At 68.9% G+C, this 15,532-nt stretch carries 16 protein-coding genes; 11 read left to right on the top strand and 5 right to left on the bottom strand.

Features of this window, described 5'->3' with window-relative positions; translation table 11 throughout:
* Nucleotides 1-56: 56 nt before the first annotated feature.
* From ACH4TV_RS27620 to ACH4TV_RS27600, 5 genes are all read left to right on the top strand, one after another.
* The gene (locus ACH4TV_RS27620) at nt 57-497 is read left to right on the top strand and encodes a hypothetical protein (protein WP_398402649.1); all 441 of its coding nucleotides are present in this window, start codon (nt 57-59) and stop codon (nt 495-497) included.
* Nucleotides 498-520: 23 nt separating this feature from the next.
* The gene (locus ACH4TV_RS27615) at nt 521-688 is read left to right on the top strand and encodes a hypothetical protein (RefSeq protein ID WP_398402648.1); all 168 of its coding nucleotides are present in this window, start codon (nt 521-523) and stop codon (nt 686-688) included.
* The gene (locus ACH4TV_RS27610) at nt 685-882 is read left to right on the top strand and encodes a hypothetical protein (RefSeq protein WP_398402646.1); all 198 of its coding nucleotides are present in this window, start codon (nt 685-687) and stop codon (nt 880-882) included. Before ACH4TV_RS27615 ends, ACH4TV_RS27610 begins: the two co-directional genes overlap by 4 nt.
* 190 nt (nt 883-1,072) lie before the next feature.
* A complete protein-coding gene (locus tag ACH4TV_RS27605; RefSeq protein ID WP_398402644.1) occupies nt 1,073-1,375 on the top strand; it encodes a hypothetical protein in 303 nt (100 codons plus the stop codon).
* A gap of 629 nt (nt 1,376-2,004) precedes the next feature.
* Nucleotides 2,005-2,736, top strand: coding sequence for a hypothetical protein (locus tag ACH4TV_RS27600; protein WP_006376607.1), 732 nt, complete (start codon nt 2,005-2,007; stop codon nt 2,734-2,736).
* A 446-nt stretch (nt 2,737-3,182) separates the two neighbouring features.
* Here ACH4TV_RS27600 and ACH4TV_RS27595 read toward each other — a convergent pair whose 3' ends face one another.
* Nucleotides 3,183-4,124 carry a helix-turn-helix domain-containing protein gene (locus tag ACH4TV_RS27595; RefSeq protein ID WP_398402993.1) on the bottom strand — a complete coding sequence of 314 codons (942 nt, stop codon included), beginning with the start codon at nt 4,122-4,124 and terminating at the stop codon, nt 3,183-3,185.
* 262 nt (nt 4,125-4,386) lie between these two features.
* On the opposite strand from ACH4TV_RS27595, the gene ACH4TV_RS27590 reads away from it, so the two are divergent.
* Nucleotides 4,387-4,539 (top strand): hypothetical protein, encoded by a 153-nt coding sequence (locus ACH4TV_RS27590; RefSeq protein WP_398402642.1) that lies wholly within the window; start codon nt 4,387-4,389, stop codon nt 4,537-4,539.
* A gap of 243 nt (nt 4,540-4,782) precedes the next feature.
* Here the strand turns inward: ACH4TV_RS27590 and ACH4TV_RS27585 are convergent, their stop codons facing one another.
* From ACH4TV_RS27585 to ACH4TV_RS27575, 3 genes are all read right to left on the bottom strand, one after another.
* Nucleotides 4,783-6,471, bottom strand: coding sequence for a penicillin-binding transpeptidase domain-containing protein (locus tag ACH4TV_RS27585; RefSeq protein WP_398402640.1), 1,689 nt, complete (start codon nt 6,469-6,471; stop codon nt 4,783-4,785).
* A 96-nt stretch (nt 6,472-6,567) separates the two neighbouring features.
* A complete protein-coding gene (locus ACH4TV_RS27580; protein WP_398402638.1) occupies nt 6,568-8,202 on the bottom strand; it encodes a penicillin-binding transpeptidase domain-containing protein in 1,635 nt (544 codons plus the stop codon).
* Nucleotides 8,203-8,302: 100 nt separating this feature from the next.
* Nucleotides 8,303-10,045, bottom strand: a complete 1,743-nt coding sequence (locus ACH4TV_RS27575; RefSeq protein ID WP_398402636.1) for a dolichyl-phosphate-mannose--protein mannosyltransferase — start codon at nt 10,043-10,045, stop codon at nt 8,303-8,305.
* Between the two features lie 85 nt (nt 10,046-10,130).
* Between ACH4TV_RS27575 and rsmI the strand changes: the two genes are divergently transcribed.
* From rsmI to ACH4TV_RS27555, 4 genes are all read left to right on the top strand, one after another.
* Complete coding sequence (rsmI, locus tag ACH4TV_RS27570; RefSeq protein ID WP_398402635.1) at nt 10,131-11,015, top strand: 16S rRNA (cytidine(1402)-2'-O)-methyltransferase; 885 nt, start codon at nt 10,131-10,133, stop codon at nt 11,013-11,015.
* Between the two features lie 177 nt (nt 11,016-11,192).
* Nucleotides 11,193-11,588: a hypothetical protein gene (locus ACH4TV_RS27565; protein WP_398402633.1), complete on the top strand. Its 396-nt coding sequence runs from the start codon at nt 11,193-11,195 to the stop codon at nt 11,586-11,588.
* A gap of 79 nt (nt 11,589-11,667) precedes the next feature.
* Complete coding sequence (locus ACH4TV_RS27560; RefSeq protein WP_398402631.1) at nt 11,668-12,546, top strand: TatD family hydrolase; 879 nt, start codon at nt 11,668-11,670, stop codon at nt 12,544-12,546.
* 104 nt (nt 12,547-12,650) lie between these two features.
* The gene (locus ACH4TV_RS27555; protein WP_398402629.1) at nt 12,651-13,997 is read left to right on the top strand and encodes a ubiquitin-like domain-containing protein; all 1,347 of its coding nucleotides are present in this window, start codon (nt 12,651-12,653) and stop codon (nt 13,995-13,997) included.
* Here ACH4TV_RS27555 and ACH4TV_RS27550 read toward each other — a convergent pair.
* Nucleotides 13,994-14,452: an ATP-binding protein gene (locus ACH4TV_RS27550; protein ID WP_398402627.1), complete on the bottom strand. Its 459-nt coding sequence runs from the start codon at nt 14,450-14,452 to the stop codon at nt 13,994-13,996. The genes ACH4TV_RS27555 and ACH4TV_RS27550 overlap by 4 nt on opposite strands.
* A gap of 223 nt (nt 14,453-14,675) precedes the next feature.
* Between ACH4TV_RS27550 and ACH4TV_RS27545 the strand changes: the two genes are divergently transcribed.
* Nucleotides 14,676-15,527 carry a DUF5753 domain-containing protein gene (locus ACH4TV_RS27545; protein ID WP_398402625.1) on the top strand — a complete coding sequence of 284 codons (852 nt, stop codon included), beginning with the start codon at nt 14,676-14,678 and terminating at the stop codon, nt 15,525-15,527.
* The last annotated feature ends 5 nt before the right edge of the window (nt 15,528-15,532 follow it).

Raw genomic sequence — 15,532 nt, 5'->3', positions numbered from 1 at the left:
CGACCGTGCGACCGGTCCGGGGGCGCGGCCCACCAACTGATTGGGAGTTGATGAACATGGCTGAGCGTAGCGCGGCTGCGCTGCACTGGCTTGTGGTGCCCCTGGCCGTATGGGGGCTCACCCGGCTGTTCCCGCCGACCGGCACCCGCCGGAAGGTGCCGACAGCAATTCGAACCGTCGTGACCTGCAAAGAAGTAAAGGATGATGTGCGCCTGGTAGCACGAGTGCCCGCTCAGCGTCGGTCGCCGTACAGCACCGACCGGGGAGCGTTGGACGGTTCCGCGTCCCGCCTGTCGCGGCCGTACCTGCCCGCTCTCGACATGGCGCCCGAGGTCCCCGTGAGTCCGCGTACGGCGCGTGTGCGGCCGTACTGGACGGCGCGGGAACGCGTGGTCCACTACAGCAGGCGTACCTCCCTCGTACTCGCCGCGGACTTCGGGCTCGACCTCGACACCCGCAACATTCACGCCGTGCTGAACGGGGTGGGGTGCCGATGACCGGCCCGAGGGTCAGAGCGTCCGTGAAGCTCGATGAAGACGCCATGCTGCGCACCTACCGGCTGTGGCACGAGCACACCCGTAAGTGCGCCGACGGCTGCAAGGGCGCGGGCAAGGCTCTGGACGGCTGCGAGACCGGGCGCGGACTGTGGGCGATCTACCGCCGCGCCTACGCCGGGGAGTCTCAATGACGACACCGATGAATACAGACCGGTGCGGGAAGGCGCGCGCGTCTCTCTTCTACGGCGCTCCGATCCTCGGCGAGTTGGGTGCCTGTGTCCTTCCCCACGGGCACGACGGGGACCACAGCGACCCCTGGGGCCGCACGTGGAACGTGAACCCGCTGCACCCCAGGGTCAACACCGACAAGGGGGCGGGTGAGTGATGAACTCCCCCGCGAAACAGTCGAGTTGGATGCCGGAGCGCTCGTACGTGTCCGGGCGTTGCACGATCGGCACCCATGACCGGTGCCGGGACGCGGAGCCCCGCGACAGCGGCACTCCCGGGGTGCGCTACCTGGTGTGCACGTGCTGCTGTCACCGGATGACTCCGGGCCTAGTGAAGGGAGCGAGCGCATGAACTCCCCCGACATTAGGGCGACTTGGTACCGCGTGTGCTGGGAGACCACCTGGGACGGGCGCGCCTGGGAACTCGGCACACTCACCGGGCGGGACGTACCGAGCATGCTCGTCAGTCTCCGTGACTGCCTGCCCGTGGCCATCACGGACCTCGAAGCGGTACGTGCCGCTGCCGACACCCCCGACGGATGGTCGTACGAGTTGGACGCGATGAGCGTGCACACGCACCAGACTCCGCGCGAGGGTTCGTGGCTGCCCTACTTCGGGTGCCCGAACCGGCGGCAGGGGGAGCCCCCGTGATGACCAGGTAACAGGAAACCGAGCAGATCATCCGTGAGGTCAAAGGGCTCAGGATCGAATTGCAGGAGGAAGAGGTCCGCTGAGAAGGCGACTTCCCGACCGGCGACGGCATGGACGAGTGCGAATGGCTGGGCACCATGACCGGCGGGCGGGGGTGCCCGTCGTGATGTCCCCACCGTGCCCCCCAGGAAGCGGCTGGCGTCGGTCACCTTCACCGCCACCCTCAATGGCCGTGTGGGCCGGCGTAGTCATCGCCGCACTGGCCACAATCACTCACCCCTGGCCCCGCCTCTCCGGATCTCTGGGAGGCAGGAAGGGCCCCCTCTGCGTTGCAGAGGGGGCCTCGGCGTGGAGTGGCTATTGCTGTGACCGGGAAGGTTCACCGTGTCGCGACGGCTGGCACGGCGCCTCGACGCGTTGGTCGGACCACCGAGGTACGTGCGGTAGGAGCCGTGGCCCTCCGCCTTGCGATGCACCGCACGGGCCGCCGGCCGGGCGGCCTCCTTACGGTTGGTGACCTTCGCGCCCCGGTCCGGGCTCACACTCGCCGCCCTGCCCTCTCAGGCGGAAAAGACGGGGCAGGCGTTTAATCGGATGTGCGTGTGGCGCGGGGTTGTTAGGTTCGCCGTGTGCCGAAGCTGAATCAGATCATCGCAGTCGAAAAGGGCGTCAAGTCCAAGGCCCTCCAGGAGCTCACCCAGGCTCACCAGGACGTGCAGAAGCCCGCCCTGCTGGCCGGCATCTCCCGGACCTACCAGCCCAAGGACGAAGAGGGCGAGCAACTGCCGCCCGAGTCCACGCGGGTGCAGATCAAGGCCGAGGATGCTCTGCGGGCGACCGCCGGGACGCTGACGCGGCTCTTCGACGTGACCGCGACGAAGGACTGGGCGAACCGGTCCGCGGTCGCGGACGTGGTGGTCGACGGTACGGTGCTGTTGCCCCAGGTGCCCGTCCCCTACCTGTTGTTCCTGGAGAAGCAACTCACCGACCTGCACACCTTCGTGCGCAAGTTGCCAGTGCTCGACGCCTCCGAGTCTTGGAACCTGGACCCCTCGACGGACTCGTGGAAGACGGACCCGGTGCGGACCATCCGCACGAAGAAGGTTCCGCGCAACCACGTGAAGGCCGAGGCCACGGAGAAGCACCCGGCGCAGGTCGAGGTGTACTACGAGGACGTCCCGGTCGGTTACTGGACCACGGTGAAGTTCTCCGGCGCGCTGCCCGCCCGGCGGGTCAATGAGCTCCTCGACCGCGTTGAGAAGCTCCAGCAGTCCGTCAAGTTCGCCCGCGAGGAGGCGAACAACACCGAGGTCACCGACCAGCGGGTCGGCGACGCGGTATTCGGCTACCTGTTCCGGTAGCCTCCACAGACGCCCTCCGTCGCGAGCGGAGGGTGCGCGATGAGCGCAAGCTGAAACTGATGTTGAAGCTGATGAAGGGGTGTCAGTTGGGGGTTCGAATCCCTCTCCCCGCACCACGTGCGGGGGTGGCCCAAGCCTGGCAGAGGCGGCCCCGTGAAACTCAGATTCTCGCTCCAGTCTCAGTATTCGCCGCCGAACACCGGATCGACCGAGCGTGGGCGAACATCGACGGATGGGGGTTCAAGTCCCCTCGGCGCCTCTCTCGTGGCGCTGTAGTTCAAAGGCAGAACACGTCGATCTCAACATGACCCGCGGTTCTTAAACGCCGCCGGTGTGCGCAAATGGGTGGCAAGCTGGAGCCCGGGAGCTGGACATGCTCCCGGGCTCCGTCACGTTCCGGCCCGCAGCTTGGTGCTGTGATCGGGAAGGTTCACCGGGTTGAGTGGTCAGGCCGCGGTGGATAGGGGTCTGCCGCCCCAGCGGATGCCTCTTTCGCCGCGGATGCGGGCGCGTTCGCGTCGTTGGGCCGCGAGGACGTCGGGGTGACGGGCGTTCTTGTTGCGCCAGCGCAGGTAGGCATGCAGGACCCGTGTCTGGACGGTGTGGTTGGGGTGGTTCGAGTTGGCCAGGGTGAACTGCCGTAGTGGTCCGAAGGGCGCCTCGACGGGGTTGGCCCAGGACGCGTAGGTCGGGGTAAAGCACAGCTCGACTTTGTTTCGGTCCGCCCACCTGCGGATTCTCCAGTTCAGGTGGGCGGAGAGGTTGTCGAGGATCACGTAGATCGGGGCTCCGTCCGGGCGCGCTGCCCGGAGCGTCTTCAAGGCGGCCCAGGTGTGGTCGATGCCTTTGCGGCGCCGGTTGATCCCCCACATCTGGTCGTCGCCGACGGAGTAGCAGCCGTGAAAGTAGGTGACTCCATGGGTGCGCCGGTAGGTGGCCGGCAGGCGGTCGGGCTGCGACTGCTCGGCCCAGCAGGAGCCGGCGGTGGGGCGGATTCCCAGGGGCCCGAACTCGTCGAACGCGAAAGTGCGGTCCGGTCGTTCATTGATCGCGTACTCAATCCGGGCGAGTAAGCATCGCAGGGCCTCCCGGCCAATGAGGACGGGGCGGGCACCGTTGCGTCGTAGGTGATCGGCGAGCTTGCGGATGGACCAGCGGGTAGAGGGCTTGCCCAGCACGGTCGGGCGAGTGGTGGCCGTCTGGACGACGAAGTCCTCGTCGTTACGATCGAGAAGGCGGGGACGGCCTCCCGCCCAGCGAGGGTTCAGGCATGCGAGCCCCATCTCGTTGAACTTGTGGATCACGTCGCGGACGGTGTCCTCGTCAGCCTGGACCACGCGGGCTATGACGAGGATCGTGCTGCCGCCGGCTGAAGCCAGGAGCATCATCGCCCGCCGGAACCGCACCGAACTCGTGCTGCCCCGCCGGACGATGCGCTGGAGTTTCTGGCCCTCCTGCTCGGTCAGTCCGCGAACCCGGACCGGGTTTCGCCATCCCGCCTCCCCACGCTGCTTGAAGAACTCATTTCCAAGCAGCACAACGAGCAACCCGGGGAACCTTCCCGGTCACAGCACTATTGATTGAAACGAGCACACCGCCATTCCTGGCGCACCTAGCCTTGCCTGCAGATCAAGTCGTTGAGGGGGGAGCATGGAGACCGTTGCGGTCGTATTCAATGTTGTCAGTGTTATCGGTCTGCTCATGTTCTTGCTCGCGTGGGCGATCGACGGTGATGCATGGCTGAGCATGGGAGGGCTGGCGCTGATGATCGGCGGTTTCGCTGTCACAGTCATGATCAGGTAGGCGCTGGCAGCATGACCGGAGCCGGCTCATCCCTGCCCGGACTGATCACGTAAGAATCCAGCCGGACATCGGCTCCTTACGCCGGTCACGGATCCGTCATTGTCCCAGGAGCTGGAGTCGGGCCCGAAACCATCGTTTCCGCAGGTCAAACCTTGTACCTAGTGGGAAGGCGTGCGCCCCCAGCCCCCTACGGCCCTGAACGGGCCTGGTCCTCAAACGCCGGACGGGCTGAGTGGGCGCTGGTCAGGAACCCGCCTTCAGCAGCGCCGCCACGATCGGGCCCGCCGTGCTACCGCCGTGGCCGCCCTGTACGACGACCCCCGCGCCGGCCAGGTCGCCCCGGTACGCCGTGAACCAGCCGTTCGGCTGTTTCTGGCCGTCGACCTCCGCGGAGCCCGTCTTCGCTCCGTAGTCCGGGCCGAGTCCCGCCATTGCCTCGGCGGCTGTGCCGTATGCGGCCGTGTACTGCATGAGTTCCCGGAGCTGGGACAGCGTCGTCGACGACATCGTCCTCGCGGCCGTGGCCAGCGTGCGGTCGTCCGTCTCCGGGGAGACGAGGTACGGCTGGCGGAAGACGCCCGACTCGATCGTCGCCGCCACCGATGCCATGTTCAGGGGGTTCATCCGGACGCCGCCCTGCCCGATCAGCGATGCCGCCATCTGGGCCTGGGACTGGACCGGGACCGAGCCGTCGAAGGTCGAGACGCCGATCGACCAGTCGTTCATGCCGAGGCCGAACACCTGCTGGGCCTGCTTGGTCAGGCTGTCGTCGTCGAGTCCCTTGGCCTGGCTGATGAAGGCCGTGTTGCAGGACCGCGCGAAGCTCGCCTTGAACGTGCCGCCCTTGATCTCGAACTTGTCGTCGTTCTGGAACTTCCAGCCGCCGTACGTGAAGAACTTGGGGCACGGATGCGCCTTGTCCGCCGACGCCAGCCCCTTCTCGATCAGCAGCGACGCGGTGATGACCTTCATCGTCGAGCCGGGGGCAAGGGATCCCTGGAACGCCGTGTTGAAGCCGTGCGACTGGTTCGCGACCGCCAGGACCTCGCCCGTCGACGGGCGGATCAGGACCACCGACGACCTCGCCTTCTTCGCCACCTGTGCTTCCGCCGCCGTCTGCAACGCCGGACTCAGCGTCGTCTTCACCGTGCCCGGCGTGCCCTTGCTCAGCTCCAGCAGGGTCTTGTCGGCCGACTTGGACGCCTTCGACGCCGTACCGCGTACGACCCTCAGTTCGATGCCGGCCTTGCCGCCCGCCTTCTTGCCGTACTTCTCCCGGAGGCTGTCCAGGACCGTGCCCAGCGACGGGTACTTGGTGAGGGTCAGCTCACCGCCGTCCCGGTCGACGGCCTTGATCGGCGGGGTGCCGGCCTCGCCGGTGAGCAGTTTGTCGCCGTCCGCCAGGTCGGGGTGGACCACCGACGCGTGCCAGTCGACCAGCGGCTTGCCGTCGGACGTACGACGGACCACGGTCAGCGCGCTCTCGTAGGCCAGCGGCTTGCTCACCTTGCCGTACGTCACCGTGCCCTTGACCGAGAACGGGACCTTGGCGCCCGTCGCCGTGCCCGGCGTGATCGTCACGCCGGTGATGTGGGCGTCCTTGGTGTAGCCGGTGAGGAGGGTGGTGGCCGCTTTCGTGGTGTCGTTCGTCGCGGCTGCCGCCTGGGGCACCTTGCCGGTCTGCCAGGCGGTGAGGAACTGGGCGGCGATCGCCTTGACCTGGGCCGCCGGGACCGGGCCCGTCGGGACCTCCGGCTTCTGGTCGGCCGTGGAGGCGGTCGACGAGCCGTCCTCGGCCGCCGCCCCGCCGCCGTACAGCCCGTAGACCCCGAGACCGGTGCCGACGACGACCACGGCGATCATCCCGCCGACCACGGCGGGTTTGGTCTTCCGTGCACTCCGTCGCTCGGCGACGCGCCTTCTGTTGCCCACAGCTCCCGATCCTCCGCGAATCCCCAGGGTCCCCGTTGCCCTCAGTACACCTCAACGACAACGACCACCCTAGAGTCCCGTCCTGTGCGGGTGAGTTCAGCCGCCTGTCCGTAGCACGGCTGCGACAATCGGGCCGGCCGCGTCGCCGCCGTGGCCGCCCTCCTGGGTCATGGCCGCCGCCGCGATGTCGCCCCGGAATCCGGTGAACCAGCTGTTGGACTTGGCCTGCCCGTCCACCTCGGCGCTGCCCGTCTTCGCCCCGATGTCCCCGCTCAACCCGGCCATGGCCGCGGCCGCGGTGCCCTGGGTCGCGGTCAGCCGCATCATGTCCTTGAGCTGCGCGGCCGTACTCGACGGCAGGCCCTTCGCCGTCGCCAGCGGACGCTTGTCCAGGTCCGGGGACACGATGTACGGCTGACGGAACTCGCCCGTGATCGCGGTCGCCGTCACCGACGCCATGTTCAGCGGGCTCATCTGGACCTGGCCCTGGCCGATCGCGTTGGCCGCACGGTCCGGGCCGCCGGAGGCGGGGACGCTGCCGTCGAAGGACACGATCCCGGTCTTCCAGTTGTCCTGCCCGAGCCCGAACCGCTCCTGGGCCTCGGTCGTCAGCGACTCGTCCGTGAGCGGGTGGGCGTCGTCGCCGTCGATGAGCTTGATGAAGGCGGTGTTGCAGGAGCGCAGGAAGCTGTTGGCGAGGGTGGCGCCCTCGTTCGGTTCCATGCCCTTGAGGTTGTTGAAGGTCTGGCTCTGCCAGGTCGCCGTGGGCGGGCAGGGCGCGGCCCCGTTCATCGACGTCACGCCGTTGTCGATGAGCATCGCCGCGGTGATGATCTTCATCGTGGAGCCGGGCGCCAACGTGCCCTCGAAGGCCGCGTTGAACTGGTCCGCGCGGTGGTTGGCGACCGCCAGCACCTCACCGGTGCTCGGCTGTACGGCGACCACGGACGACTCGGCGAACTGGTCCACCGCCTTCTCCGCGGCGGCCTGCGCACTCGCGCTCAGCGTCGTCGGCAGCTTGCCCGGGGTGCCCTCGGAGAGGGTCAGCAGCGAGGTGTCGGCCGCCTCGGTGTCCGCGTGCCGGACCACCAGCTCGATGCCCGGCGTACCGCCCGCCTTGTCGCCGTACCGGGCGCGCAGGGTGTCCAGGATGGGCCCGAGGGACGGGTACTTCTCCTTCGTCAGGACCTTGCCGTCCCGGTCCACGGCCTCGATCGGCGGGCTCTCGGCCTCCCCGGTGACCAGCTCGTCCCCGCTGACCTTCAGGTCGGGATGGACGACCGACGGCTTCCAGTCGACCAGCGCCCGCCCGGTCGTCGTACCCCGGACGATCGTCAGGCTGCTCGTGTAGGCGAGGGGCTTCGTCTTCCCCTCGAACGACACCGTGGCCTTGACCGAGAAGGGCACGGTGACGCCGGTGGCCGTGCCGGGGGTGATCTTCACCCCGGTGATGTGCGCTTGTGTGCTGTAGCCGGTGAGCAGATTGGCCGCGGGTATCGCGTTGTTGGTGAGATCGGCGGCGGTCTGCGCCTGCCCCTTCTCCCAGGCCGCGAAGAACTTCCCGCTCGTCTCCCCGACCTCGTCGCTCGACGGCGGCCCGGTCTTCACAGCCGGCGTACCGCCGCCGTCCTCGTTGAGCGCGGACACGATGTTGAACGCGCCGTACCCCGCACCCCCCACCATCACCGTGAACACGGACCCGACGATGGCTGCCTTTGCTCCCTTGCGCATGTGAGTTCCCCTCCCCGTAGGCCACTGAACTGTAAGTGGCCTACGGGGCTGCTGTGGGGGCTGTTTCCGTCTCTTGTCCCAACTCTTGTCCGAAGAGTGACTAGACCCAGGTATCCAGCCACATCCGTGAACGCCACGAATCGATAGGAATCGCCGTCCCCGTGTACAGCGGCCAGAAGTAGATGAAGTTCCAGGCGATCAGCAGCACCAGCACGCCCGCGCCCGCCGCCCCCGCGACCCGGCGTCGTTCGCTCGACCCCGGTGGGCCGACGATCGCGCCGATCATCATCGCGACGGCCAGGCAGAGGAAGGGCAGGAAGACGACGGCGTAGAAGAAGAAGATCGTGCGCTCCTGGTACATGAACCAGGGGAGATAGCCGGCCGCGATACCGCAGGCGATGGCGCCCGCGCGCCAGTCGCGGCGGAACAGCCAGCGCCACAGGACGTACAGGACCGCGAAGCCGGCCGCCCACCACAGGAGTGGGGTGCCCAGGGCCAGGACCTCGCGGGCACACTGCTCGCCCGCGTCGGCGGGGCAGCCGTCCTTGCCGGGGGCGGGGGACTCGTAGAAGAACGAGACCGGGCGGCCCAGGACGAGCCAGCTCCACGGGTTCGACTCGTACGCGTGCGGGGAGTGCAGGCCCACGTGGAACTGGTACACCTCGTGCTCGTAGTGCCACAGGCTGAGCCACCAGTCCGGGAGCAGCCACGACCAACTGCTGCTCTGACCCTGGTTCGCCGCCCAGTTGCGGTAGTAGCCGCCGGTGCCGTCCGAGGGGGAGAGGATCCAGGCCGTCCACGAGCCGATGTACGTGGCCACGGCGACCGGGACCGTCGACAGGAACGCCCAGCCCAGGTCGCGCTTGATGACCGCCTCGTACGGGTGGCGGGCGCCCGCGACCTTGCGGGAGCCGACGTCCCACAGCACGGCCATCACGCAGAACGCGACCAGGATGTACAGGCCGTTCCACTTCGTGCCGATGGCCAGGCCCAGCATCAGGCCCGCGAGCAGGCGCCAGGGGCGCAGGCCCATGCGTGTCGTCTCGGCGACGTGCGCGTCCGGCCGTACGACGCCGTCGGCGTCCGGCGGGAGGGCCGCCGCCAGTCGTTCGCGGGCCCTGTCGCGGTCGATGACCAGGCAGCCGAAGGCGGCGAGGACGAAGAACTGGAGGACGCCGTCGAGCAGCGCGGTACGGCTCATCACGAAGGCCAGGCCGTCCACGGCCATCAGCGCGCCCGCCAGGCAGCCCAGGAACGTGGAACGGAAGAGGCGGCGGCCGATGCGGCACAGCATCAGGATCGACAGCGTGCCCAGCAGCGCCGTCATGAAGCGCCACCCGAACGGATTGAATCCGAACATCCACTCGCCGAGCCCGATGACGTACTTGCCGACAGGCGGGTGGACGACGTACGACGCGCTCTCCGAGATCGGCACGTCGCCGTTGGTCTTGAGGATGAGGTCGTTGACGTTCTTGTCCCAGTTGACCTCGAAGCCGCGGTGGATGAGCGCCCACGCGTCCTTCGCGTAGTACGTCTCGTCGAATATCACCTTCTTCGGGTTGCCCAGGTCCCAGAACCGCAGCACGCCCGCCAGCAGCGTCACGAGCAGCGGGCCGCCCCAGCCCGACCAGCGCATGAGCCGGTCGGTGAGGGCCGGCGGCAGCCCGAGGGTCGCCCAGAGGCGAGGGCTCGGCCGGGTGTACGGCGGCACCAGGCGGTCCCGGACGTCGCTTCTCGGCTTCGCCGCGTATCCGTAGCGGCGCAGCCGCTGCTGCCACGAGGGCTGCTGCTCTGGCGACGGGGGGCTAGGCCGGGTGTCCGTGGAGGACGCGGTACTGGTCACCGCGCCATCGTAGGGAACAGCACTGTGTGAGTCCCGTGGATGGCCCTACCCAATCGGCCGGAGCCGGGCCTGCGAGGATGGAATCGTGACTGGAACACTGGTTTTGGCGGGTACTCCCATCGGCGACATCACGGACGCGCCGCCCCGGCTCGCGGCGGAGCTGGAGGGTGCCGACGTCATCGCGGCCGAGGACACCCGGCGGCTGCGCCGGCTCACCCAGGGCCTCGGCGTGCAGCCCAAGGGGCGGGTGGTGTCGTACTTCGAGGGCAACGAGGCCGCGCGCACCCCCGAGCTGGTCGAGGCGCTGCTGGGCGGTTCGCGCGTGCTGCTGGTGACGGACGCGGGGATGCCGTCCGTGTCCGACCCGGGGTACCGGCTCGTCGCCGCGGCCGTGGAGAAGGACATCAAGGTGACGGCCGTACCCGGCCCGTCCGCCGTGCTCACCGCGCTCGCGCTCTCCGGGCTGCCCGTCGACCGGTTCTGCTTCGAGGGCTTCCTGCCGAGGAAGGCCGGCGAGCGCCTCTCCCGCCTGCGGGAAGTGGCCGAGGAGCGGCGCACCCTCGTCTACTTCGAGGCCCCGCACCGCCTCGACGACACCCTCGCCGCCATGGCCGAGGCGTTCGGCGCGGACCGACGGGCCGCCGTCTGCCGGGAGTTGACGAAGACGTACGAGGAGATCAAGCGCGGCCCGGTGGGCGAGCTGGCGGAATGGGCCGCGGAGGGCGTACGGGGTGAGATCACCGTCGTCGTCGAGGGCGCCCCCGAGAAGGGCGCGGAGGGACTCGACGCGGCGGAGCTGGTGCGGCGGGTGCGGGTACGGGAGGAGGCGGGGGAGCGGCGCAAGGAGGCCATCGCGGCCGTCGCCGCCGAGGTCGGGCTGCCCAAGCGGGAGGTGTTCGACGCGGTCGTGGCCGCGAAGAACGCTGAGGGTGCGGGGAACGTGCCGGGTGCGACGCCGGTCACGCCATAAGCCGGCAAAGGCAGACGGCGAACGGCAAAGCCCAGCCCTCGGATCGGGGCCGTTCCCACAAGGAATGCCCAAAACGTCTTCAACAGACGACAGGTCTGATGCCTTCACGCCGGCAGAGGCGTCCACTGGTTCACAGGGACGCACCCGTCCTGTGTCCAGCGGACAAGAGGAGCTGGCATGAGCGAGATCACCGGCCGCAGCAGCACGGCCACCGCCGTCGTTCACGAGTCGTATTCCTTCGCCTGCATGCGCTGCGGGCACGGCTGGGAACAGTCGTACGAGATCGAGCACCACATCGACGGCAACGGCGCCGAGATGGTGATGTACGTGGTGGACGACCGGGTCGTACCGTCCCCGCTGTCCAGGCCGACCTGCCAGAACTGCGAGAACCACGTGGTGCGCATCATGCGCGCGGGACAGGTGTCCTCGGCGCAGAGTTCGTTGCACGGGCAGCGCAAGGTGCCGAAGGCGGTACCTGCGGCCGCCACGGCCGCGGAGTCCGGGGCGCCGGCGGAACACCACCACTGGCACCTCTCCGATCTCCTCCACCCGTTCCACCGCAGGGCGAGTTAGCTCCCTCCTGGCTCCCCCCGGAGAGGCGGGCGTGCCCCTTTCCTGCGATTCATGTGATCGGGTTTCGTAGGATCGGGGCATGCCCGCCAAGTCCGAAGCCGCACAAGCGCCGCCGCTGCCCGAACCCCTACGGGTACCGGTCGCCGACTCCCACACCCACCTCGACATGCAGTCCGGCACCGTCGCGGAAGGCCTCGCCAAGGCCGCGTCGGTCGGGGTGACGACGGTCGTCCAGGTCGGCTGCGACCTCAAGGGCTCCCGCTGGGCGGCCGATACGGCGGCCACGTACGAGAGCGTCCACGCGACCGTCGCCCTGCACCCGAACGAAGCCCCCCGCATCGTCCACGGCGACCCCGACGGCTGGTCCCGGCAGGGCGCGCGCGTACCCGGCGGAGACGCGGCCCTCGACGAGGCGCTGGCGGAGATCGACCGGCTGGCCGGGCTTCCGCAGGTCAAGGGCGTCGGCGAGACGGGACTCGACTACTTCCGTACCGGCCCCGAGGGCAAGGCGGCCCAGGAGCGGTCCTTCCGGGCCCACATCGAGATGGCCAAACGGCACGGCAAGGCGCTGGTCATCCACGACCGGGACGCGCACGCCGACGTCCTGCGGGTACTGAAGGAAGAGGGCGCCCCCGACCGCACCGTCTTCCACTGCTACTCCGGCGACGCGGACATGGCCGAAGTGTGCGCGGCGAACGGCTACTTCATGTCCTTCGCCGGCAACATGACCTTCAAGAACGCCCAGCCACTGCGCGACGCGCTGGCCGTGGCCCCCCTGGAACTGGTCCTGGTGGAGACCGACGCGCCCTTCCTCACACCGGCTCCGTACCGGGGCCGTCCCAACGCGCCGTACCTCATCCCGATCACCCTGCGGGCGATGGCCGAGGTGCGCGGCATCGACGAGGACACCCTGGCGACGGCCATCGCAACGAACACCGCGCGCGCGTTCGGTTACTGACGCGCACTGACGTGCGTTGACGCTCCGTAGTCGCGTCGCTTTGGAGAGTGACGGTCGCTCCGCTAGGTTCTGGTGCCCGTCGCCGGAACCTGGAGCGTGTCGTCGTGAGCAGTCCGCCGTACGAGACGTACAGCCCCGTCCCCGGGCCACAGCCCTACGACGCGTATGACCCGCACACCGCCGAGACGGTGGCGTACGGGGTGACGGTGCCGTACGAGGACACGTACCGGCCCGCCTACGAGCCCCCGCCGGTTCCGGCTCCGGCTCCGGTGGATCCGACGCTGCCCCAACAGCAGCAGGGCGGGCGCGGACGGGCCCAGGACCGTCGGGCGGCCAGGCGCCGCAAGGGATCCGAACGCCCGGACGCCATCCGGCGGTTGCTGCCGCAGGCCCTCGTCGTGGCGTTCCTGGCGGGCGGTACGACGGCCTTCGTCGCCAAGGACAAGGCGATCGAACTCAGCGTCGACGGCAAGCCCCGCACCCTGCACACCTTCGCCGACGACGTCACCGAACTGCTGGCCGACGAGGGCGTAGCGGTCGGCGCCCACGACGTCGTGGCCCCCGCCCCGGGCACCGCGCTGGCCAGCGGCGACGAGGTCCGCGTCCACTACGGGCGACCCGTACGGATCACTCTGGACGGTGAACGGCGCGAGGTGTGGACGACGGCCCAGACGGTGGAGGAGGCGCTCAGGCAGATCGGGGTGCGCGCAGAGGGCGCGTATCTGTCCCTCGCGCGCTCCCAGAAGATCGGCCGGCAGGGCCTGACCATCGACGTCCGCACCGAGCGCACGGTGACGATCATGGCGGACGGCCGGGCCCGCACGATCCGTACGAACGCGGCGACGGTCGGCGAGGCGGTGGCGGAAGCCGGGATCACGTTGCGCGGCGAGGACGCCATCTCGGTGGCCGACGCGAGCTTCCCGCGCGACGGCCAGACGGTGACGGTCCTGCGGATCACCGGCTCCAGGGAGGTACGCGAGGAGCCGATCCCCTTCGACGTACGGCGCACCCAGGACGCGTCCCTCTTCAAGGGCACCGAGATCGTCGACCAGGCGGGCAGCCCGGGCCTGCGCCGGGTCACCTTCGCCATCCGGTCGGTCAACGGCGTCAAGCAGAAGCCGCGCCGGGTGCGCACGGAGGTGGTGCGCGAACCGCGGGCCCAGCTGGTGAGGGTCGGCTCGAAACCGATGCCGACGTCGGTCCAGGGGGCGGACCATCTGGACTGGGGCTCCCTGGCGGCCTGCGAGTCCGGGGGGCGCCCCGGCGCCGTCGACCCCTCGGGGACGTACGGCGGCCTGTACCAGTTCGACACGCAGACCTGGCAGAGCCTGGGAGGCTCGGGGCGACCCCAGGACGCGACGGCGACCGAGCAGACGTTTCGCGCGAAGAGGCTGTATGTGAAGCGAGGGGCGGGGCCTTGGCCGCATTGTGGGGGGCGGTTGCACGGTTAGGCCGCGGTCTTGCGCGCCGCTGAAAGGCCGCTGACGTCACCGGCGGTCAGTTCGCACCACACCAGCTTCCCCCGCTTCCCGTTCCTGGCCAGCGGCTGCCATCCCCAGAGGTCGGCGCAGGCCTGGATCATCCCCAGTCCGCGTCCGTCTTCGGACTCGATGAGCTGCCCCAACTCCTGTGACGGCTGCGGTGGTTGGGGATCGGCGTCCCAGGCGCCGATGCGGAGTACGCCGGCTGACCAGCGGACGCGTAGGGCGGCGGGGCCCTTGGTGTGCCGTACGGCGTTGGCCACCAGCTCGGCGGCGAGGAGTTCGGCGACATCGACGAGGCTGATCAGTCCGTGCAGGGTGAGGATCAAGCGGAGGGTGCGGCGGCTGACGGTGACGGCGCGGAGGTCGTTGGGGATGTAGAGCCAGTACTCCCAGGACTCGGGCTCGTTCTTGGTTTCGGGCATGCGTCAACTCCCGGTTGGTGGTGGGGGGTTGCGGTCGGCGGGCGGTGGCATGCCGCAGCCGTCGTGGCAGGACGGTGTGGTGCGCTTCCGGGGTCCGGCGTTCCGCAGGGTGTGCGTCGCGTCACTGACGGTAGGTCTAATTCTTCATGTCTGGCAAGCTGGTCGCGTAATCTGACCCCCGAACGAGTCGCCTCCGCAGGCGCGTTGAACCAAGGAGCAGTCAATGGCGCTGAGGCGCGACCCCACAGCACGTCAGATGCGCCTGGCGGTCGAGCTGCGCAGGCTCAGGGAGGCGGCAGACCTCGCCGCTCGCGAGGCGGCGGCTGAGCTCGGGGTGGCCCCCACTCAGATCAGCCACATCGAGTCCGCCCTCGCGGGTGTGAGCGAGAAGCGGCTGCGCCGCCTCGCGGCCCACTACGCATGCACGGACGGCGAGTTCATCGACGCGCTGGTCGCCATGGCCACAGGTCGATCGCGCGGCTGGTGGGACGAGTACCGAGGCCTGCTGCCGAAGTCATTCCTCGACCTCGCCGAGCTGGAACACCACGCCACGTTCCTGCAAGAGGTCCAGTTCCTCTACATTCCCGGCCCTCTTCAGACGGAGGCATACGCCCGCGCCGTCTTCTCGTTCCGGGTCCCCGAACTCCCCGATGACGAGCTTGAGTTGCGCGTCCGTCACCGGATGCAGCGCAAGGTGATCCTTGAGGGCGCCGCTCCCACTCCGTACGAGGCGGTCATCCATGAGGCGGCGTTGCGCATCAACGTCAGCGACCGCGCGGCCTCACTGACGCAGCTCACCAGTCTCCTCGAACTCTCCGAAGAGGACCACGTCACCGTGCGTGTTATTCCCTTCGCCCTGGAGGGCTTCGCCGGCGCTGCCAGCGCCATGGCTTACGCAGGAGGAGCCGTACCCAGGCTGGACACCGTCGTCGGCGACGGCCCGCACGGCACGGCCTTCATCGACTCCGAGGCTCAACTAGGTGTTTTCCGAACACTCTTCCGTAAAGTGGAGGCTGTGTCGCTCGACCCCGACGAGTCGCGCGCCTTCATCCACAGACTGACGAAAGAGCTGTGAGGCGT

This window comes from Streptomyces sp. NPDC020898 (assembly GCF_044333925.1).
Taxonomy (GTDB): Bacteria; Actinomycetota; Actinomycetes; order Streptomycetales; family Streptomycetaceae; genus Streptomyces.
This window is presented reverse-complemented; position numbering and strand designations above follow the sequence as displayed.